This is a genomic window from Xanthobacter agilis, from assembly GCF_021730435.1.
Lineage (GTDB): Bacteria > Pseudomonadota > Alphaproteobacteria > Rhizobiales > Xanthobacteraceae > Xanthobacter > Xanthobacter agilis.
Genome location: NZ_JABWGX010000002.1, coordinates 65,563 through 84,467, shown reverse-complemented (window position 1 = coordinate 84,467; position 18,905 = coordinate 65,563). Strand labels below are relative to the sequence as shown.

Below are 18,905 nucleotides of genomic sequence, written 5' to 3'. Positions count from 1 at the left end.
TTCCCGCCGCTTGCTCACCTATCGCTGAAGGACGCTGAGATCGTGAACGACAGCCATTCCCATACGTCGCATCTGTCGCTGGCCAAGGACAAGATCAAGGTCCTGCTTCTCGAAGGCGTGAACGACAGCGCTGTGGAGATGATGACGTCCGCCGGCTACAGCAACCTCACGCGCCTCTCCAAGGCGCTGGAAGGCGACGCGCTGCTGGAGGCGGTGAAGGGGGTGCACGTTCTGGGCATCCGCTCGCGGACCCATGTCACCGCCAAGGTGCTGGAGGCCGCCGACCGGCTGATCGCGGTGGGCTGCTTCAGCGTCGGCACCAATCAGGTGGAGCTCGACGCCTGCCGGGTCCACGGCATCCCGGTGTTCAACGCGCCCTTCTCCAACACGCGCAGCGTGGCCGAGCTGGTGATCGGCGAGATCGTCATGCTGCTGCGCCGCATTCCCTCGCGCTCGGCCGCCGCGCACAAGGGGCTGTGGGACAAGTCCGCCACCAACAGCTACGAGGTGCGCGGCAAGACGCTCGGCATCGTCGGCTACGGCAACATCGGCTCGCAGCTCTCCTACCTGGCCGAAGCCATGGGCATGCGGGTCATCTTCTATGATGTGGTCGACAAGCTGCGCCTCGGCAACACCGAACCCACGGCGAGCCTGAAGGACCTGCTGGCGCAGAGCGACGTGGTGAGCCTGCATGTGCCCGAGACGCAGTCGACCCACAACATGATCGGTCGCGAGGAGATCGCGGCCATGAAGCCGGGCTCCTATTTCATCAACAACAGCCGCGGCACCGTGGTGGACCTCGATGCCCTCGCCGAGGCCCTGCGCGAAGGCCGCCTCCTGGGCGCCGCCGTGGACGTGTTCCCGGTGGAGCCGCGCGCCAATGGCGAGCTGTTCGTCTCGCCGCTGCAGGGGCTGGAGAATGTCATTCTCACCCCGCACATCGGCGGCTCCACCCTGGAGGCGCAGGAGCGCATCGGCTCCGAGGTGGCGCGCAAGCTCCTCGACTATAGCGACACCGGCTCCACCGTGGGCGCGGTGAACTTCCCGCAGGTGCAGCTTCCCGCGCGCCCGCTCGGCACCCGCTTTATCCAGGTGCAACGCAACCTGCCGGGCATGCTCGGCCGGCTGAACGAGGTGCTGGCGCGGCACTCGGTCAACATCGCCGCCCAGTATTATGAGACCTATGCCGACGTCGGCTATGTGGTGCTCGATGCCGATGCCTCGGCCGCCGACAGCCAGCGGGTGCTTGAGGATATCCGTGCCCTGGAGGGCACCATCCGCGCCCGCCTGCTTTATGAACACAAGGTCTGAGCGGATCTGATCCCCATGCTGCGGCCGGACGCTCGTGACGAGCGCTCCGGCCGCACGCATTTTGGGGGCCTGCCCACGGCGGAGACCTGCGATGCGGGAGGTCGCGACCGGCCCGCGCGGCGCGGTTGGCGCCGAACCTGCATGGACGCGCTGACGACCCGGTCGCCGGGGCCTTTCGCGACAAAACGGTAGGCATGGCGCCGGCTCATGTATGGAAACGCGCGCGCCATGACCGATAACGAGCAATGGGTCATCTGGAACGGCTCGCTGGGCATCCTCGACATGGTGAGCATCGGCCGGTTCGAGGATGGGGAGGCGGGTCGCAGCGCCTTCCTGGCGCCGCCCTATGACATCGTCGGGCCGTTCAGCTTCGATGAGCTGGAACGCGAGGGGCGGATCGCGTTCGCGGCCTGCCTCGTCATGTCGCGCCAGCGCTGGAAGCGCGATCAGGTGGAGCTGCGCCTGGAGGCGCAGCGCGCGCGCCGGGCCTTCATGTTCCCGCCCGACCCGCGGGACGATGCCCGTGCCCACCGCGAGACCCTGGAATTGCCCCTGGACGGCGCCCTGGAGGTGGTGCAGGTCAATGCCGCCTTCCGACGCCTCGCCAAGTCGGCGCATCCCGATGCCGGCGGCAGCGATGCCCTTTACCGGCGCATCGCCGAGGCCCGCGACGCCTTGCTCGCCCTGCTCGCCGCGGTGTCGTGAAGCGCCGGCGGGGCGTGCACCAGCCCCGCCCGGTCTGGACTGCGGTGTCATCGGGCAAGCCCGCGCCCCAAGCCCAAGCCCGCGCCCCAAGCCCGCGCCCCAAGCCCGCCAGCCTGTGGCTTGCGGCGCCTGGGAGCGGTGGTTCGGGGTCAGGGATCGTTGCGCCAGTTGAGGCGGGCCACCACGGTGTAGCGCAGGAACTGCGTCAGCGAGCCTTCCATGAGCAAGGCAATGCCGAGCCGGGCGCCGGCCGCCATGCCCGCCATGGCCAGCGGCCACGATAAGGCGAACAGCGAGCCGGCGGTGAGACCCTGGCCGATGGTGCAGCCGCCGCACAGGATGCCGCCGGCCCCCATAAGGACTGCGCCGAGCAGGTGGCGTTTCATCTCGCGCGGGTCGTCGAACGCCTCCCAGCGGAACAGGTCGGCGCGCCGGGCCGCGATGAAGGCTCCGAGCGCCACGCCGAAGACGCTGCCGGCACCGAACTCCGCGAGGCTTTCGCGCTCGAACAGCAGGCCGAACAGGCTGCGCGCCACTGGCGACACGAAGGTGAGGCTCTGGGGGGCGCTGGGGTGGGCGAACTCGTCCACGAGCACGGTGGTGGCGAGCCAGCCGGCCACCACGCCGAGACCGAGCACCAGGCCCGCCGTCATCAGGCGCGGCGCGCGCCGCAGCCGCTTGTCCATCACCGCCATCGTGACGAGGCCGAGGGCGGACAGGCCCGCCAGCCACGCTCGGATGTCGTGCCCGGCGAGGCGGCCCAGCAGGGAGGGCAGATCCGCCCGGGTGCCCGATGGGACGGCGATGGCGATGCGCTCCAGCCCGTCGACGCGGATGCCGGCGAAGATACCGCGCAGGGTCGCATAGGCCACGGCGCCGAACACCAGGAGCACCACCAGGCTGCGCAGGTCGCCGGAGCCGAGCCGCACCAGCGAGCCGAAGGCGCAGGTGCCCACCAGCGCCATGCCGAGCCCGAACAGCAGGCCGCCCAGGAGGATGCCGAGCCATGGCAGCGCCGCCGGCACGTAATTGGTATGCTCCGGCGCGAGGATGCCGGCGGTGACCAGGAGTTGGGTGCCGGCGATGGCGAGGCCCAGAGCGAGGCCGAACACCTTCATGCGCCGCCAGTCGTGCCCCACCATGGCGTCCTCGAGGGCGCCGAAGGTGCACAGCCGCGCCCGGAACACACAGAAACCCGCGAGGCCTCCGACCAGCAGACCTGCGAGCGCAGCCCACCAGGGGCTTGAAAGGTCCATGGCGCCGCCTCCTCCCTTGAGCCTTTCCGCTGAACAGAGGTTCACCGGAAAGGCTCTAACGATTTGTTTTTTGGCAATTCCGTGCGCAAGAGACAGACACGCTCTTGCTGAAATTGCGGGCGCTGCCGGCGCGGGACGTGGCGTTGCGTCCCTTAGCGGCACGGCGCGATTGGCCGGCTATTTTTCTCCGCTGCGCGCGGTTCCGCAATAGATGTCGTAGATCACCGAGATAACGCGGCGCACATCATCATTGGCGAGGCTGTAATAGATGGCCTTGCCCTCGCGCCTTGTGGTCACCAGCCCGTCGAGGCGCAGCCGCGCCAATTGCTGGGACACGGTGGGCTGGCGCAGGGACAGGATGTTTTCCAGCTCCGTCACCGAAAGCTCCCGCTCGGCCAGGAGGCACAGCAGCAGCAGCCGGTTCTCGTGGGAGAGGGCCTTCAGGAAGTCGCTGGCCTTGCGCGCGTTGCGCATGAGCTGATCGAGCTCGGGAGAAATCTCCGGGCCTTCGCGCAGCTCGTCCGCGATCCGCGTGGACACGATGGGCGGCATATCTTGAACCTCTTGTCTCTCGACGGTGGCCCCCGGCCTCATGGCCGGGCCGGTGCGAGCCGTGCCGTCAACGCACCGATGAGACCCCAGAACGCTTCATCCGAAGCATAACCCGTAATGCGCCCCACTTCGTGGCCGTCTTCCACCAGCACGAAGGTGGGCGTGAACCGCACCGGGGCCGCAAGCGCGACGTCGCGGGGCGGCCCTTGCGAAACATCGACCCGGCGCAAGGGCGCGCGCCGGCCCTCGTCGGTCTTGCCATAGAGCGGCGCCACGTCCCGCTCGAACCTCTGGCAATAGACGCAGCCCTTGCGCTCGAACACCACGAGTTCACCCGCCCGCGCGGGACCCGTGCCGGCGATGGCGAACACGAGAGCCAGCAGGAGCGCCGGCACGACGGCAAGGGAGCGGGCGCGAGGCGTCATTCCACGGCCTTTATGTGCGATTTTGCTTCTCATATAATCGCATTCGCATATATCTTGATCAAGAGAAGAAGCTGCGGCGGGTCAACGCAGCGGGCGGCGCGCGGCGGGTCTTCCGAACCGCGTCCGAGAACGTGCATGGGGAGGACCATGTCGCTGGAGATCAGCCTGCCCGGTGCCTTTCTGGCCGGGCTCCTGTCGTTCGCCTCGCCCTGCGTGCTGCCGCTGGTGCCGGCCTATCTCGGCTTTCTCACCGGCGTCGCCGGGCCGGCGGGAGCAGAGGCCGCGCCGCCGCGGGCTCGCGTGCTTGGCGCCGCGCTGCTGTTCGTGCTCGGTTTCTCCACCGTGTTCATCCTGCTCGGCGCCACCGCCTCCGGCCTCGGGCAACTGCTGATGCGGCATCTGGAGGCGCTGACCCTGGTTTCCGGCGCACTGCTGGTGGTGTTCGGCCTGCATATGAGCGGCCTGCTGCGCATTCCGCTCTTGTATCGGCAGGCGCGGTTCGACGCGGTGGCGACGCCGGCCGGGCTCCTCGCGCCGTTCGGGATCGGGCTGGCGTTCGGCTTCGGCTGGTCGCCGTGCGTCGGACCGGTGCTCGCCGCCATCCTCATGGTGGCGGGGGCGGAAGCGTCGGTCGGCAAGGGCATGGCGCTGCTGGCGGTCTATGCGGCGGGCATCGGCATCCCATTCCTCATCGCCGCCGCCTTCACCGGACCGTTCCTCGCCTGGGCGCGATCGGCCCGGCGCCGGCTCGGCCTGGTGGAGAAGGTGGCGGGTGGCCTGCTGATCCTGACCGGCATCGCCTTCATGACCGGCTTCATGCCCCAGCTCGCCCAATGGCTGCTCGACGGCCTGCCGGCGCTGGGCGCCATCGGCTAAAGCCGGCGCCTGGCGCCATGGGAATTTTTTGGCGCCACTGGCGATCGGACTCGGCGGCGGCGCGACAGCGGAGACTGGATCATGCGGCCCTCATTGCCCATCACCCGGAGGGGTCTGTTCCGCGGCGCGGCCAGCCTTGCCACACTCGCCATGGCCGAGGGCACCGCCAGCGCCGCGCCCCGCCTCGGCGACGACGGGCTCTATACCCAGGATTGGTATGTGGAAAGCTTCCTGGATCTGGGCGAGGATCTTGCGACCGCCACCAGGAGCGGCCGCCATTTCGCCCTGCAATGGAGCCAGCGCGGCTGTTCCTATTGCCGGGAATTGCACACGGTCTATTTCGCCGATCCCGCCATCGCCGACCCTATCCGCGCGGCGTTCGACATCGTCCATCTCGACCTGTTCGGGGCGCGGCAGGTGACGGATTTCGAGGGTGCGCGCCTCAGCGAGAAGGCGTTCGGCCAGAAGGCGCGCATCCGCGCCACGCCCACCTTCCAGTTCTTCGCCTTGGAGGACGGCCGGGCGAAGGAAGTGGCGCGCCTGCCGGGCCTTCTGCCCCGTGGGGAGTTTTCCGCCATGTTCCGCTACGTGGCGGAGGGCGCCTATGCGAGCGGCACCTTCGACGCCTATCTGGCGCGCGCGGCCGACAAGCGCGGCTGAAACAAAAAGGCGGCCCCGCGTATCTGCGGGGCCGTGAAGGTCAACCACGCTCAGAGGACGGCGCGGCCCTATTTCACCGGCCGGTTCACCGGTGATTGCGGATCGAACAGATAGGCCACCACGTCGGCGATCTGCTGTTCGCTCAGCACCCCGTTGTGCCCGAAGCGGGGCATGGACGAGCAGGCAAACACCGCCTGGGCGTTGTAGACCTTGGCGAAGGCGGCCCTGGCATCCTCGGGCGCGAACTTGCGGTCGGCGCCATAACGGGCAAGGCTTGGCCCCAGCGTGCCGTAGCTCACTTCCCTGGGGTCCATCTGATGGCAGGCATAGCAATTGCCGCCGCTCACCGTGCCGGGTGGGTCGGAGAACTGGCCGCCACGCCCGTTCTGCGCCACCTTCTCGCCCGCCTTCCAGTCGCCGATGATGCGGCCTTGCGGATAGGTCACCGTCTTCGCCTCGCGGGCCATGATGGCCTGCGCTTGTTGCGGCGAGGGCTGGTTCCGCGTCTGCGAGCAGACCAGCAGGGTTTCGTCGGGGATGAGGCGCGCGCCCCAGCCCTCGGGCAGCTTGGTGAAACTCGCTTTCACGGCCGTATCCACCACCTGCGGCGGCGCCGGCGGGATCTGCTGCGCCAGCGCCGCGCCGGGTGCGAGCAGGGCCGCTGCGATGACAAGGGTTTTCATGGCTCTCCTCCCTCAGCGCTTGATGGATGGCACGTTGATCGTTCCGCCCGCCGCCTGGGTGTTCAGGAACACGGTGAGGGCGGTGACCACTTCCGATCCGTAGTCGGGCGGGGGCATGCGCATCTGGCGATAGCAGTCCCACAAACGGTGCTGCATGGTGCGCAGCGCGCTTTGGGAGACGCGGTAGGTCGGCCAGGAACTCATGGTGTCCTGGGCGTCCTTGCCCGGCTTGTCGAGCTGCGGCAGCGCCTGCAGCCGAATGCGCTTGCCGGCGTCCGCATGGCAGGTGGAGCAGGAAAAGTCATTGATGGACGCGCGGCGGAAGAACAGCGCCTCGCCCAGTGCGTAGGCCTCCTTCTCCTTGGGATGGGCGAGCGGGGTCGCGATCTTCATGCCGTTGGACCTGTTGGCGATGAAGGCGACAAGATCCTCCATGTCAGAGCCGCGCCCCGGCCCGGAAAAGGGCTTGGCGACGATGGGTTTGGTGTCGAGGCCCTGGAGCTTCTCCATGCACCAGATGAGGCGCTGCTCCAGGTCCATCACCTGGTCGGCGTCGGCGAAATAGCGCGGGAGCGTGGCATAGGCGCCCTCCAGCCGGCCCGGCCCCTGTCCGAGGTCACAGGTTTCGAGCGAGACCTTCCTGGCGCCCCTGGGCTCGGCCCACAGCGCTTCGCCCCGGTCCACCGCGAGGTAGCCGGGATTGGCCATGGGGTCGTTGATCATGGCGCGATAGCGCTCGATCTCCTTCTCGCTTGCATCGTCCTGGGCGCTGGCACAGGTCAGCGGCGCCAATACGAGCGCGAGCGCACACAAGGCTGCGCGAAACCGGATTTTGGGTCGCATGTCTCCTCCCGGATACTGGCGGGGCCGACCTGCGGACCTGCTGGCGAGGTCCTTGACGCGATGGGCCGTCCGAGCCGCCGGATCGAGCATGATAGGAATGTTCGATCGGCGGATAGGAGCTACTTTACATTCAAAAAAATCGATATCACAATATGTGAATTGATCGCCGGCGAGAGAAAACGCGCCGGATGAATCAAACAATCAAAATAATAGCTTATGGCCCGTAATCCGGGTCGTTGGGGAGGAGACGCATGACCTTTCACCACGACGCCACCCGTGTGCCCAGCCGCCGCCGGGCGCTCCAGATGGCGGGTGTCGCGGCGCTCGCCGCCGTGCTCGCCCCGCGCCTGAGCCGCGCCACCGAGGCCCAGGTGGCGGACGAGATGAAGGCCCTGTTCGGCGGCAAGACCATGGGCGAGGGCAAGATCAAGCTTGATCTGCCGGAGATCGCGGAAAATGGTCTGGTGGTGCCCATCAATATCGATGTGGAAAGCCCGATGAGCGAAACGGACTTCGTCAGATCGGTGCATGTGTTCGCCGACGGCAATCCTTTGCCGCAGGTGGTCACCTATCATTTCACGCCCGAGAGCGGAAAGGCCTCCGCCTCCACCCGCATGCGCCTTGCCCAGACGCAGAATGTGATCGCGGTGGCGGAGATGTCGAGCGGCGCGCTGTATTCGGCGAAAGCGCAGGTGAAAGTCACCATCGGCGGCTGCGGCGGCTGATCCGTCCCGCCGTTTCAAGACGACGCGAGCGGAAACCGCCGCGCGATAACAATCTGGAGGAACCCCATGGCCATCAAGTCCACGCCCCGCGTGCGTGTGCCCGCCCAAGCGAAGTCCGGCGAGATCGTCGAGATCAAGACCCTCATCTCCCACGAGATGGAGAGCGGCCAGCGCAAGGATGCGTCCGGCAAGAGCGTGCCGCGCGACATCATCAATACGTTTCAGGCGTCCTTCAACGGCAAGCCGTTCTTCACCGCCGAATGGTTTCCCTCCATTTCGGCCAATCCGTTCCAGTCGTTTTTCTACAAGGCGAAGGAAAGCGGCGCGTTCACCTTCTCCTGGAAGGACGACCAGGGCGGCGAGCAGACGGCCACCGCCAAGCTCACCGTCGCCTGACGCCGCCGGGCGCCTTTGGGCCTGTTTCCACCGATCAAGGGTTTCCCACGCCGGATCGCGCGCCGATCCGGCGGCGGATTGCCCTTGCCTCGCCACCATTCGCCTGGGCCTGAGCCCTGTCTGAGGGACGCGCGACACCCATGATCTCACGACGCGATTTTCTGGCCGCCGGAACGGCGCTCGCCTCCCTGCTCGCCGCCGGCGGGGCCGGGTTCGCCCAGGCGGTGGACACCGGTAAGCTCACCGAGGCCGAGCTGCTGCGCTTCGGCACGCCCGGCACCTTCACCATTCTCCATCTCACAGACATCCACGCCCAATTGATGCCGCTCTATTTCCGCGAGCCGTCCGTCAATCTGGGCGTGGGCGCGGCGCGGGGCCTGCCGCCCCACCTCACCGACGGTGCTTTCCTCGACTATTTCAAGCTCAGGCCCGGCACCCGCGATGCCTATGCCATGACAGCGCAGGATTTCACCGCGCTCGCCCGCGCCTATGGCCGCATGGGCGGCGCCGACCGCATGGCGCGCCTGGTCAAGGCGATCCGCGCCGAGCGCGGCGCCGACAAGGTGCTGGTGCTCGATGGCGGTGACGGCCTGCAAGGCTCCTGGTCCGCCTTGCAGACCAAGGGCGAGGACATGGTGAAGGTGTTCTCCGCCTTGGGCCTCGACGCCATGGTGGGCCATTGGGAATTCACCTATGGCGCCGACCGGATGATGGCGTTGAAGGAGACGGCGCCCTTCGCCTTCCTGGCGCAGAACGTGCGCTCCATCGAATGGCAGGAGCCGGTGTTCGATGCCGCCAGGATGTTCGAGAAGGGCGGGGCCAGGGTGGCGGTGATCGGCCAGGCCTTCCCGCGCACGCCCATTTCCAATCCGCGCTGGATGATTCCCGATTGGGAATTCGGCATCCGCGAGGAGGATATGCAAAAACAGGTGGATGCGGCCCGCGCCGATGGCGCGGACGCGGTGGTGGTGCTCTCCCACAACGGTTTCGACGTGGACCGCAAGATGGCGTCCCGCGTGAGCGGCATCGACGTGATCCTCACCGGCCACACCCATGATGCCATGCCGGCGGTGGTGGAGGTGGGCAAGACACTGCTGGTGGCCACCGGCTCCCACGGCAAGTTCATCTCCCGCCTCGACCTTGATGCGAAGGACGGGAAAGTCACCGGCTACAGGTTCCAGCTCATCCCCGTGTTCTCGGACGCGATCACGCCCGATCCGGAGATGGAGAAGCTGGTGGCGCAGGTGCGCGCGCCCTATGCGGCGGCGCTCGCCCGCGAGGTGGGGCGCACCGACAGCCTTCTCTATCGGCGCGGCAATTTCAACGGCACCTTCGACGACATGATCTGCGACGCGCTGCTGAAGGAGCGCGACGCCGAGATCGCCCTTTCCCCCGGTTTCCGCTGGGGTGGAACCCTGCTGCCGGGCGATCCCATCACGTTCGAGGCCATCGCCAACGCCACCGCCATTACCTATCCCGCCTGCTACCGCAATACGATGACCGGCCGGCAGCTCAAGGATGTGCTGGAGGACGTGGCCGACAACATCTTCCACCCCGATCCCTATTTCCAGGGCGGCGGCGACATGGTGCGGGTGGGGGGCGTCGGCTACGCCATCGACGTCTCGAAAGGCGTCGGCCAGCGCATTTCCGGCCTCACCTTCCTGAAGACCGGAAAGCCGGTGGAGGCGGACAAGAGCTACACCGTCGCCGGCTGGGCCTCGGTGGCGCAGAATGTGGAAGGCCCGCCCATCTGGGATGTGGTGGAGCGCTATGTCGCCGACACCAGGACCGTCACCGTCACCCCCAACAGCGCGGTGAAAGTCACCGGTGCCTGAGATCGCGCGCGCCGACGGCGCGGTGTCGCCAATATATTCAAACTTGCGAATTAAAGAATATCAGGGAGGACGGCATGTCCACACAGAACGGGTCCGGAAGCCGTGGACCTGAACACGCGTCCCCCGGAAGGGCGGGGTCCATCCTCTCCCGGCGCCGCTTCCTCGCCGCGGCGGGGATGGGGGCCGGCGCCGCAGCGGCGGGGGCCGGGTCGGCCTTCGGCGGCGCCGTCGCGGCAGCCGGCCCGGACCCCAATATCGTGCCGGTGCCCGAGTGGACGAAGATGCTGGGCGCGGGGGTGAACGCCAACCCCTATGGCAAGCCCTCGGTCTTCGAGAAGGACGTGGTGCGCCGGGAAGTGGACTGGCTGACCGCCAGCCATGAAAGCTCGGTCAGCTTCACCCCGCTCTATGCGCTCGACGGCGTCATCACGCCCAATGGCCTGTGCTTCGTGCGCCACCATGGGGGCGAGGCGGAGATCGACCCCGACAAATACCGGCTGATGATCCACGGCATGGTGGACCGGCCCCTGGTCTTCACCCTGGAGGACATCAAGCGCATGCCGGGGCGGGTGAACCGGGCCTATTTCCTGGAATGCGCGGCGAATTCCGGCATGGAGTGGCGCGGCGCGCAGCTCAATGGCTGCCAGTTCACCCATGGCATGATCCACAACGTCTTTTACACCGGCGTGCCGCTGAAGACCCTGCTCGACATGGCCGGGGTCAATCCCAAGGGCAAATGGGTGCTGGCCGAGGGGGCGGATGCGGCGGTGATGACCCGCTCCATCCCGCTCGAAAAGGCCATGCAGGATTGTCTCGTCGCCTTCGCCATGAACGGCGAGGCGCTGCGCCCCGAGCAGGGCTATCCGGTGCGGCTCGTGGTGCCCGGCTGGGAAGGCAACATGTGGGTCAAATGGCTGCGTCGCCTCAAGGTGGGCGACCAGCCGTGGCAGCAGCGGGAAGAGACGTCCAAATACACCGACCTTCTGGCGGACGGTCGCTCCCGCCGCTTCACCTTCGTGATGGATGCGAAATCAGTGGTGACGAGTCCGAGCCCCCAGGCGCCACTGAAGCTCAAGGGGCCGAATGTGATGTCCGGCATCGCATGGTCCGGCCGCGGCACCATCCGGCGGGTGGATGTGTCGCTGGATGGCGGGCGCAACTGGACCACGGCCCGCATCGAGGGGCCCGCCATGCCGATGGCCATGACCCGTTTCTATCTCGATTTCGACTGGTCCGGGCAGGAACTGATGGTGCAGTCCCGCGCCATGGACGACAGCGGCTATGTGCAGCCCACCAAGGCCGAGCTGAGAGCCGTGCGCGGCACCAATTCCATCTATCACAACAACGGCATCCAGACCTGGCTGGTGCGCGGCAACGGGGAGACGGAAAATGTGGAAGTCGGCTGAAGCGCTTCTCGCCGTGGCGGTGGCGGGCGCCGTCGGTCTGGCGGTGCTGCCCGCCGGCGCCGATCCCGCCGCCCCCGCCGAGCCCGGCACGGCGGCGCAGAAGACGGGGGAGACGGGCAAGCTTCAGCAGGCGGTGAACGTGCCGGCACCCGGCCCCGCGCCTGCCTCCGCGCCCGCCTCCGCGCCCGCCTCCGCTCCGGTGATCGGCCTCGGCCGCACGGCCCTGCCGGAGGAGATCGCCGCCTGGAACATCGATGTGCGGCCCGATGGCGAGGGCCTGCCCGCCGGCGCGGGGTCCGTGAGGCGCGGCGAAGACCTCTTCCTGCAGAACTGCGCCACCTGCCATGGCGAGTTTGGCGAGGGCGCCGGCCGCTGGCCGGTGCTGGCGGGCGGGCGCGGCACGCTGCAATCCGACCGGCCGGAAAAGACCATCGGTTCGTTCTGGCCCTATGCCTCGACGGTGTTCGATTATGTCCGCCGGGCCATGCCCTTCGGCAACAACCAGTCGCTGACGGCGGACGATACCTATGCCATCGTCGCCTATCTGTTGAACCTCAATGATCTGGTGCCGGAAGACTATGTGCTGTCGAAGGACAATTTCCCCAAGGTGGAGTTGCCCAACCAGCCAAATTTCTTCGACGACGACCGCGAGACCGCTGAAAAGGCGTTCTGGAAGAACGACCCATGCATGGCCGACTGCGCGGGCGCGGTGCATGTGACCGCCCGCGCCCAGGTCCTGAACGTGACCCCCGATGCCGACCCGCCCAAAGGCAATCTGGAATGATGAACGCGGCTTGCCACGTCCGGTGTCCACCGGACCGATGCCGGTTGAAGATCCGTTCCGCGTGGGCCGCCGGGTGATAAGCTTAAGACAAAGGCGCGCAAAGCGCTGGAAGTGGGAGGAGACGATGCCGCATTTTGACCGCCGGGCCTTCCTCGGCACCATGGCCCTGGCCGGAGCCCTTCCGGTGGCCGCGGAGGCCGCACAAAACCTGCTCCAGACAAAGGACATCGCCAAGGAGGCGGACACCGCCTGCCTCTATCACTGCGACTATGGCGACCCTAACCGGTTCGCCCAGACCCTCAACAACATCAGCAATCATTATGCGGCCTACGGCGCCGATCCCTTCGCCATCCAGATCGCGCTGGTCGCCCATGCGGGCGGCGTGAAATTCTTCCTCGACAGCCTCGACGGCACCCTATGGGAGAAAGAAACGCTGGACCCGCAGCTGGCGGAGAAGACAGACGCGCTCTCCAAGAACGGGCTGAAGGTCTATCTGTGCAGCTTCACCTTCGAGCGCAACAAGATCCCCCATGAGAAGGCCCGCACGGCACCCTACATCGCCTTCGTCCCGTCGGGCGTGGCGACGGTCGGGGCCTTGCAGAACAAGGGCTTCGCTTACCTCAAGGTCGGTTGAGCCGATGGCGCTCACCCGTCGCGCCCTGCTCGGGGCCGGGGCACTCTCGCTGCTGCCGGTGGCCGCGCCCGCGGTGCTGGGGCGGGCGCGGGCGCGCGTGGTGGTGGTCGGCGGCGGGGCGGGGGGCGCCTCCGTCGCGCGCGCCCTCGCGGCCGATGGCGCCGGCGCGCTCGCGGTGACGGTGGTGGAACCGCGTCCGGCATACACGGCGTGCTTTCGCTCGAACCTGTATCTGGGCGGCCTCGTGCCGTTCGACAGCCTGGTGCACGCCTATGACGGTCTGGCGCGGGCCGGCGTCGCCGTGGTGCCGCAGGCCGCCGGCGCCATCGACCGGGACCGGCGCGAGGTGGTCCTCGCCGATGGGGGGCGTCTGGCCTATGACCGGCTCGTTCTCTCCCCCGGCATCGCGCTGGACTATGATTGCGTTCCCGGCTGGAGCCAGGCGGCCGAGGAGATCATGCCCCACGCCTGGACCGGCGGGGCGCAGACGCGGCTTCTGCGCCGCAAGTTCGATGCGGTGCCCGACGGGGGCGTCATCGTCATCATCGCCCCGCCCAATCCCTATCGCTGCCCGCCGGCGCCCTATGAGCGCGCCTCCCTGATGGCGCAGCGGCTGAAAGCGACCGGGCGCGGCCGCGCCAAGATCTTCATCATCGACCCCAAGGACAAATTCTCGAAGCAGGGCCTGTTCCAGGAGGGATGGGAGGCCCGCTACCCCGGCATGATCGAGTGGATGGCGCCCGACATCGCCGACGGCCTGAAGTCGGTCGATCCGAAGACCGGCACCGTGGTGACCGGCTTCGAGACCTACGCCCATGCCGACCTCGTCAATGTCATTCCGGCCCAGAGCGCGGGCGCCATCGCGCGGGCGGCGGGGCTCGCCGACCGGTCCGGCTGGTGCCCCATCGATGGAGGAAGCATGGTCTCGCGCATGGACCCGAACGTCTTCATCCTGGGCGATGCCGCCATTGCCGGAGACATGCCCAAGTCGGCCTTCGCCGCCAACAGTCAGGCCCATGTGGCGGCACGGGCGGTGCGCGCGGGGCTCACGGACCGGCCCGCGCCCGAGGCGCGCTATGCGAACATCTGCTGGAGCCTCATCGCCGCCGACGATGCGGTCAAGGTGGGCGGGGTCTACGTCCCGGCCAACGGGCGGATCACCGAGGTGGAGCGCTTCATTTCGCAGACCGGCGAGGCCGCCGATGTGCGCCGCGCCGGCGTCGTGGAGGGTGAGCGCTGGTCCACGGGCCTGGCGGCGGAAATCTTCGGCTGAAGATCCCTGTGTTCATGCAGGTTTGCGGCCGGGGTGGGAAATATTCGTGACGCGGTTTGCCCGTCGTGCCGTTTGGTATTCATTCGCCCTGATCGGGCTTCAAAGTGCCTACGTTTTCATCTGTATGCCACTGTCATGCTGCGACTTTTCCGCGCTTTTGGCCCGGCGGCGGCGGCTTCCTGCGGCGCATCGGTAGGCATGGTGTGAAAAGGGGATAAGTATTGCCGCGGGGGCGTCGATTCGCCAGGCGGGGGCTGGTCATGCGAGTTGTTTCGATCAAATTCAGAATTCTGCTTTTGATTGCGCTGTTCATCGTCGGCCTGCTGTGCAATGCGGCCTTGATGCTGGCGGACCTGCGGAGCGTCATGCTCGAAGAGCGCAAGCGCGAGGTTCAGCACGTCGTCGAAGCTGCGGTGTCGCAGATCAAGGCGTTCGATCAGGCGGCCCGCGACGGCCTCATCTCCGACCAGGAGGCGCGCAAGCGCGCCGCTGACCTGATCCACCAGACGCGGTTCGACGGAACAAACTACCTCTTCATGTACACCTATGATGGGGTGACCGAGTTCCATGGCACACGCCCGGACCTGGAGGGCAAGGCGCGCATCAACGAGACCGACTCCAACGGGAGTTTGTTTGTTCAGCAGCAGCTTGCCAATGCCAAGGCGGGCGGTGGCTTCACCAGTTTCTATTTCCCCAAGCCCGGACCCGACCGCACGCCGGTGCGGAAGATCACCTATGAAGCGCCCTTCGAGCCCTGGCGTTGGGTGGTGCTGACGGGGGTCTATGTGGATGATCTCGACACGACCTTTTATTCCCGGCTCCGGGTCCTGGGCGTCATGACGTCCGGTATCCTCCTGGTCCTGCTTGCCGCGGCGTATTTCTTCTCCCGTTCCCTCACGCGCCCGCTCGATGCGCTGTCGGCGGACCTGAGGGCCATCGGCGACGGCAATCTCGACGTCGAGATCGCCACCGCCGCGCGCTCGGACGAGATGGGGGCCATCGGCAAGAGCGTGCTCTATATGCGCGACCGGATGCGGGAGGGCGAACGGTTGAAGCGGGAGTCCCTCTCCCGCGAGGTGGCCGAGCATGAGCACCGCGCCAAGCGCGAGAAGCTGGCGGAAGCCTTCGTCTCCCGCATGCAGCAGCTCGCGGCGGGTTTCACGGGTTCGTCCGGCGAGGTGGCCGATGCCGCCAAGAGCCTGTCCGTCACCGCCGAGCAGACCTCGCAGCAGGCGCAGGTGGTTGCCGGAGCCGCCGAGGATGCCGCTTCGAACGTGCAGACCGTGGCGGCCTCCTCCGAGGAAATGGCGGCCTCCATCCGCGAGATCAGCGGGCAGATGCAGCACTCCGTCCAGATCGCCGACACCGCTTATGGCGAGGCGGAGACCTCCAACACCCGCATCTCGGCGCTCGCGGTGGCGGCGTCGGACATCGGGGATGTCATCAACCTCATCAAGACCATCGCCGATCAGACCAACCTTCTGGCGCTGAACGCGACCATCGAGGCGGCGCGCGCGGGCGAGGCGGGCCGGGGCTTCGCGGTGGTGGCGGAGGAGGTCAAGCAACTGGCTCACCAGACCGCCAAGGCGACCGAGGAGATCGGCGGCAAGGTTTCCGAGATCCAGGAAGCCACCACCGGCGCGGTGCAATCCATGGGCGGGATCGCGCAGATCATCTCCAACATCAAGGAGATCGCCTCCACCATTTCGGGCGCCGTGGAAGAACAGAGCGCGGCCACGGCGGAGATCGCGAGCAATTGCCAGCGGGCGGCCACTGGCACCCATCAGGTGATGCAGAGCATTGCCGGCGTGGGGCAGGCGGCGGGTATGACCGGGGCGGCGTCCACGCAGTTGATGACCTTGTCCACGGGCTTGTCGAGCCAGGCCGCGGAATTGCGCACGGTGGTGGACGCCTTCGTCGCGGACTTCGCGGCCGCCTGAGGCGCAACAGGCGTCGGTGGACGGGGGCCGCCGGCGCGGCTCTCGCGCCGCGCCGGGGTGTCGGCGTTTCACGCCGGGGATGAATGCTGCGACGGGTTGCAGCCGTCCCGCCTTCGGCGGACGGCCTCGCGGTGGCCGGCCGGTCAGGCATACCGTCGCGCGCCGGCCACGCACAGCACCACCAGCAGGCTCACGGCGACCATGGACCAGGCGATCGGCTCGCCCAGCAGGCCCCCGGCGAGCGCCAGCCCGAGAAACGGCTGGAGCAACTGGAGCTGGCCCACCCCGGCGATGCCCCCGCGGGCAAGGCCGCGGTACCAGAAGATGAAGCCGATCAGCATGCTGAAGACCGACACATAGGCGAGGCCGAGCCAGGCTGCGCCGTCGATGCCGCTCCAGCCGCCCGGCCGCGTCGCGATCGCCAGCACCGCCATGGGCGGCAAGGCGGCGACCAGCGCCCAGGAGATCACCTGCCAGCCGCCCAGGCGCCGCGACAGGCGGGCGCCCTCCGCGTAGCCCAGGCCGCAGACCAGGATGGCGGCGAGCATCAGCAGATCGCCGCCTAAGGTGGCGTCACCGTTCCCCAGCAAAGCAAAGCCGACCACCGCCGCGGCGCCGAGGCCGGCGAACAGCCAGAACGCCAGCCGTGGCCGCTCCCCGCCCCGAATGACACCGAACAGGGCGGTCGCCAGCGGCAGGAGGCCGATGAACACCAAAGCGTGCGCGGCGGAGACCTGCCGCAGCGCCAGCGCCGTGAGCAGCGGAAAGCCGATCACCACCCCGAGCGCCACCACGACGAGGGGGCCGACATCCCCCCGCGCCGGGCGAGGCTGGCGCAGCGCGAGCAGCAGCGCCGCGCCGAGAAGGGCGGCGATCACCGCGCGGGCGGAGGTGAGGAACAGGGGCGTGAAGCCGGCGACCGCGACCCGCGTCGCCGGCAGCGAGCCGCTGAAGATGATGACGCCGACAAGGCCGCTGCCCCACCCGTCCGATCCGCGCCCCATGACGATCCCTCCGCATCTCTCCAGTGGCGATAGCGCGCGGGTCATTGCGACAACAGCCACACAGCCATACGGTAGGTCCGAACAGTAAGGGTTATAGGAGCCATACGGTTGGCGATTGCGGATGCCATCACGGGAAAAGCCCCCGGCCGCACCGAGGCGGTCGCCGCGGAAATCCGCAGGCGCGTGGCGGCCCGCATCCTGACGGCGGGCGAAAAGCTGCCCTCCATCCGCAGTTTCGCGCGGACCATGCAGGTGTCTCCCTCGACGGTGGTGGAAGCCTATGACCGGCTTGTCGCGGAAGGGCTGATCGCATCCCGTCCGGGCTCGGGCTTCTCTGTCTGCGGCGCGGTGCCGGCGGCTGTTCTGCGGGATGCGGCGCCAGCGCTTGACCGCGCCATCGATCCGCTGTGGGTGTCGCGGCAATCGCTCGATGCGGAGCCGGATATGCTGCGTCCCGGATGCGGCTGGCTGCCGGCCGACTGGATGCCCCAGGCCGCCCTGCGGCGGGCGCTGCGTGCCCTGGCCCACGCGAATGCACCGGTGTTGTCGGACTATGGTCCCACCCGTGGCAGCCGCGACCTGCGCCGTCTGCTCGCCCGCCAGTTCGCCATGGAAGGGATCGAGGCCGGGGCGGAACAGATCCTGCTGACGATGTCGGGCACCCAGTCCATCGACCTCGTCTGCCGGTTCCTGCTGCAGCCCGGCGATGCCGTGTTGGTGGATGACCCTTGCTATTTCAACTTTCAGGCGGTTCTGCACACCCATGGCGCGCGGATTATCGGCGTGCCCTACACCCCGGCGGGGCCGGACCTGGAGTTGTTCGCCGGGCTCGTGGCCGCCCACCGGCCGCGCCTCTATGTCACCAATTCCGCCCTTCACAACCCCACCGGCGCGACCTTGTCGCCGAAGGGCGCCCACCAGATTCTCACGATCGCCGCCGCCCATGGCCTGACCATCGTGGAGGACGAGATCTTTGCCGATTTCGAGCCGGAGCCCTCGGTCCGGCTGGCCGCCCTCGACGGGCTGTGCCGGGTGATCCGCATCGGCAGCTTCTCCAAGACCCTCTCGGCCTCGGCGCGGTGCGGCTATGTCGTGGCCCGGCCGGAGCTCGTGGAAGGGCTGGTCGATCTCCAGGTGGCGACGCAATTTGGCGGGCCGAGCCCGGTGGCGGCGGAGCTGGTTCTGCGCACCCTTGGCGATGGCAGCTACCGCAAGCATCTCGCCCACCTGCGCGGGCGGCTGGCGAAGCGGCGGCGCGAGGTGCTCGGCCAGCTCGAGGGGCTGGGCATCCGGCCGTGGACGCTGCCGCGCGGCGGCTTCTACCTGTGGTGCCGCCTGCCCGATGGACGGGATGCGGCCGAGGTGGCCAAGGCCGCGTTGCGGGAACGGGTGGTGCTCGCCCCCGGCAATGTCTTCAGCGTCGGCCGGTCGGCCCCGGACTTCATGCGTTTCAACGTGGCGCAGATGACGCCCGAGGTGCTGCCCGTTCTCGGCCGCGCCCTGCGGTGAGGCGGCGCCCCCGCGAGGGGCGGGCGCGGGCCGCGGTTTCAGGCCGTTCCGTCGTCAGGCTGTAAAGAACCGTCCGTAAGGATCGCGC

General features: G+C 67.9%; 19 protein-coding genes. 13 read left to right on the top strand and 6 right to left on the bottom strand.

The features are described 5' to 3' along the window. The first annotated feature begins 42 nt into the window (after positions 1-42). Entirely contained in the window at positions 43-1,311 is a 1,269-nt protein-coding gene (gene serA / locus HUW53_RS01630) for a phosphoglycerate dehydrogenase (protein ID WP_237343996.1), read from the top strand. 228 nt (positions 1,312-1,539) lie between these two features. Beyond that, positions 1,540-2,016, top strand: a complete 477-nt coding sequence (locus tag HUW53_RS01625; protein WP_237343995.1) for a J domain-containing protein — start codon at positions 1,540-1,542, stop codon at positions 2,014-2,016. A gap of 149 nt (positions 2,017-2,165) precedes the next feature. Here HUW53_RS01625 and HUW53_RS01620 read toward each other — a convergent pair whose 3' ends face one another. From HUW53_RS01620 to HUW53_RS01610, 3 genes are all read right to left on the bottom strand, one after another. Continuing rightward, positions 2,166-3,272 carry a YeeE/YedE family protein gene (locus HUW53_RS01620; protein ID WP_237343994.1) on the bottom strand — a complete coding sequence of 369 codons (1,107 nt, stop codon included), beginning with the start codon at positions 3,270-3,272 and terminating at the stop codon, positions 2,166-2,168. Positions 3,273-3,449: 177 nt separating this feature from the next. After that, positions 3,450-3,824, bottom strand: coding sequence for an ArsR/SmtB family transcription factor (locus tag HUW53_RS01615; protein ID WP_237343993.1), 375 nt, complete (start codon positions 3,822-3,824; stop codon positions 3,450-3,452). A gap of 38 nt (positions 3,825-3,862) precedes the next feature. Further along, positions 3,863-4,249, bottom strand: a complete 387-nt coding sequence (locus tag HUW53_RS01610) for a thioredoxin family protein (RefSeq protein ID WP_237343992.1) — start codon at positions 4,247-4,249, stop codon at positions 3,863-3,865. A gap of 147 nt (positions 4,250-4,396) precedes the next feature. On the opposite strand from HUW53_RS01610, the gene HUW53_RS01605 reads away from it, so the two are divergent. Together HUW53_RS01605 and HUW53_RS01600 are read left to right on the top strand one after the other, a co-directional pair. Next, positions 4,397-5,125, top strand: a complete 729-nt coding sequence (locus tag HUW53_RS01605; protein WP_237343991.1) for a cytochrome c biogenesis CcdA family protein — start codon at positions 4,397-4,399, stop codon at positions 5,123-5,125. Between the two features lie 81 nt (positions 5,126-5,206). Continuing rightward, entirely contained in the window at positions 5,207-5,785 is a 579-nt protein-coding gene (locus tag HUW53_RS01600) for a thioredoxin family protein (protein ID WP_237343990.1), read from the top strand. 68 nt (positions 5,786-5,853) lie between these two features. On the opposite strand, the gene soxX is transcribed toward HUW53_RS01600, so the two are convergent. Together soxX and soxA are read right to left on the bottom strand one after the other, a co-directional pair. Next, positions 5,854-6,468: a sulfur oxidation c-type cytochrome SoxX gene (soxX, locus tag HUW53_RS01595; RefSeq protein WP_237343989.1), complete on the bottom strand. Its 615-nt coding sequence runs from the start codon at positions 6,466-6,468 to the stop codon at positions 5,854-5,856. A 12-nt stretch (positions 6,469-6,480) separates the two neighbouring features. After that, a complete protein-coding gene (soxA, locus tag HUW53_RS01590; RefSeq protein WP_237343988.1) occupies positions 6,481-7,311 on the bottom strand; it encodes a sulfur oxidation c-type cytochrome SoxA in 831 nt (276 codons plus the stop codon). A gap of 251 nt (positions 7,312-7,562) precedes the next feature. Between soxA and soxY the strand changes: the two genes are divergently transcribed. From soxY to HUW53_RS01550, 8 genes are all read left to right on the top strand, one after another. Next, positions 7,563-8,036 carry a thiosulfate oxidation carrier protein SoxY gene (gene soxY / locus HUW53_RS01585; protein ID WP_237343987.1) on the top strand — a complete coding sequence of 158 codons (474 nt, stop codon included), beginning with the start codon at positions 7,563-7,565 and terminating at the stop codon, positions 8,034-8,036. A gap of 66 nt (positions 8,037-8,102) precedes the next feature. Continuing rightward, entirely contained in the window at positions 8,103-8,432 is a 330-nt protein-coding gene (soxZ, locus tag HUW53_RS01580; RefSeq protein ID WP_237343986.1) for a thiosulfate oxidation carrier complex protein SoxZ, read from the top strand. 140 nt (positions 8,433-8,572) lie between these two features. Continuing rightward, a complete protein-coding gene (gene soxB, locus HUW53_RS01575; RefSeq protein WP_237343985.1) occupies positions 8,573-10,267 on the top strand; it encodes a thiosulfohydrolase SoxB in 1,695 nt (564 codons plus the stop codon). A 176-nt stretch (positions 10,268-10,443) separates the two neighbouring features. After that, positions 10,444-11,673, top strand: coding sequence for a sulfite dehydrogenase (gene soxC, locus HUW53_RS01570; protein ID WP_237344133.1), 1,230 nt, complete (start codon positions 10,444-10,446; stop codon positions 11,671-11,673). Beyond that, entirely contained in the window at positions 11,657-12,457 is an 801-nt protein-coding gene (locus HUW53_RS01565) for a c-type cytochrome (RefSeq protein ID WP_237343984.1), read from the top strand. Before soxC ends, HUW53_RS01565 begins: the two co-directional genes overlap by 17 nt. Before the next feature lie 124 nt (positions 12,458-12,581). After that, positions 12,582-13,091: a DsrE family protein gene (locus HUW53_RS01560; protein WP_237343983.1), complete on the top strand. Its 510-nt coding sequence runs from the start codon at positions 12,582-12,584 to the stop codon at positions 13,089-13,091. Between the two features lie 4 nt (positions 13,092-13,095). Continuing rightward, on the top strand, positions 13,096-14,364 hold the full coding sequence (locus HUW53_RS01555; RefSeq protein ID WP_237343982.1) for an NAD(P)/FAD-dependent oxidoreductase: 1,269 nt from the start codon (positions 13,096-13,098) through the stop codon (positions 14,362-14,364). Between the two features lie 296 nt (positions 14,365-14,660). Continuing rightward, positions 14,661-16,304: a methyl-accepting chemotaxis protein gene (locus HUW53_RS01550; protein WP_237343981.1), complete on the top strand. Its 1,644-nt coding sequence runs from the start codon at positions 14,661-14,663 to the stop codon at positions 16,302-16,304. 143 nt (positions 16,305-16,447) lie between these two features. Here HUW53_RS01550 and HUW53_RS01545 read toward each other — a convergent pair whose 3' ends face one another. Then, the gene (locus HUW53_RS01545; RefSeq protein ID WP_237343980.1) at positions 16,448-17,308 is read right to left on the bottom strand and encodes a DMT family transporter; all 861 of its coding nucleotides are present in this window, start codon (positions 17,306-17,308) and stop codon (positions 16,448-16,450) included. A gap of 126 nt (positions 17,309-17,434) precedes the next feature. Here HUW53_RS01545 and HUW53_RS01540 point away from each other — a divergent pair, with 126 nt between their 5' ends. Next, positions 17,435-18,817, top strand: a complete 1,383-nt coding sequence (locus HUW53_RS01540; RefSeq protein ID WP_237344132.1) for an aminotransferase-like domain-containing protein — start codon at positions 17,435-17,437, stop codon at positions 18,815-18,817. The last annotated feature ends 88 nt before the right edge of the window (positions 18,818-18,905 follow it).

Coding starts and splice junctions, on each gene's coding strand:
- HUW53_RS01555 (WP_237343982.1), top strand. CDS start 13,096: ATGGCGCTCACCCGTCGCGCCCTGCTCGGGGCCGGGGCACTCTCGCTG.
- HUW53_RS01615 (WP_237343993.1), bottom strand. CDS start 3,824: ATGCCGCCCATCGTGTCCACGCGGATCGCGGACGAGCTGCGCGAAGGC.
- soxY (WP_237343987.1), top strand. CDS start 7,563: ATGACCTTTCACCACGACGCCACCCGTGTGCCCAGCCGCCGCCGGGCG.
- HUW53_RS01545 (WP_237343980.1), bottom strand. CDS start 17,308: ATGGGGCGCGGATCGGACGGGTGGGGCAGCGGCCTTGTCGGCGTCATC.
- soxZ (WP_237343986.1), top strand. CDS start 8,103: ATGGCCATCAAGTCCACGCCCCGCGTGCGTGTGCCCGCCCAAGCGAAG.
- HUW53_RS01560 (WP_237343983.1), top strand. CDS start 12,582: ATGCCGCATTTTGACCGCCGGGCCTTCCTCGGCACCATGGCCCTGGCC.
- soxB (WP_237343985.1), top strand. CDS start 8,573: ATGATCTCACGACGCGATTTTCTGGCCGCCGGAACGGCGCTCGCCTCC.
- HUW53_RS01605 (WP_237343991.1), top strand. CDS start 4,397: ATGTCGCTGGAGATCAGCCTGCCCGGTGCCTTTCTGGCCGGGCTCCTG.
- soxA (WP_237343988.1), bottom strand. CDS start 7,311: ATGCGACCCAAAATCCGGTTTCGCGCAGCCTTGTGTGCGCTCGCGCTC.
- HUW53_RS01625 (WP_237343995.1), top strand. CDS start 1,540: ATGACCGATAACGAGCAATGGGTCATCTGGAACGGCTCGCTGGGCATC.
- HUW53_RS01565 (WP_237343984.1), top strand. CDS start 11,657: ATGTGGAAGTCGGCTGAAGCGCTTCTCGCCGTGGCGGTGGCGGGCGCC.
- HUW53_RS01600 (WP_237343990.1), top strand. CDS start 5,207: ATGCGGCCCTCATTGCCCATCACCCGGAGGGGTCTGTTCCGCGGCGCG.
- soxC (WP_237344133.1), top strand. CDS start 10,444: ATGGGGGCCGGCGCCGCAGCGGCGGGGGCCGGGTCGGCCTTCGGCGGC.
- HUW53_RS01620 (WP_237343994.1), bottom strand. CDS start 3,272: ATGGACCTTTCAAGCCCCTGGTGGGCTGCGCTCGCAGGTCTGCTGGTC.
- soxX (WP_237343989.1), bottom strand. CDS start 6,468: ATGAAAACCCTTGTCATCGCAGCGGCCCTGCTCGCACCCGGCGCGGCG.
- HUW53_RS01610 (WP_237343992.1), bottom strand. CDS start 4,249: ATGACGCCTCGCGCCCGCTCCCTTGCCGTCGTGCCGGCGCTCCTGCTG.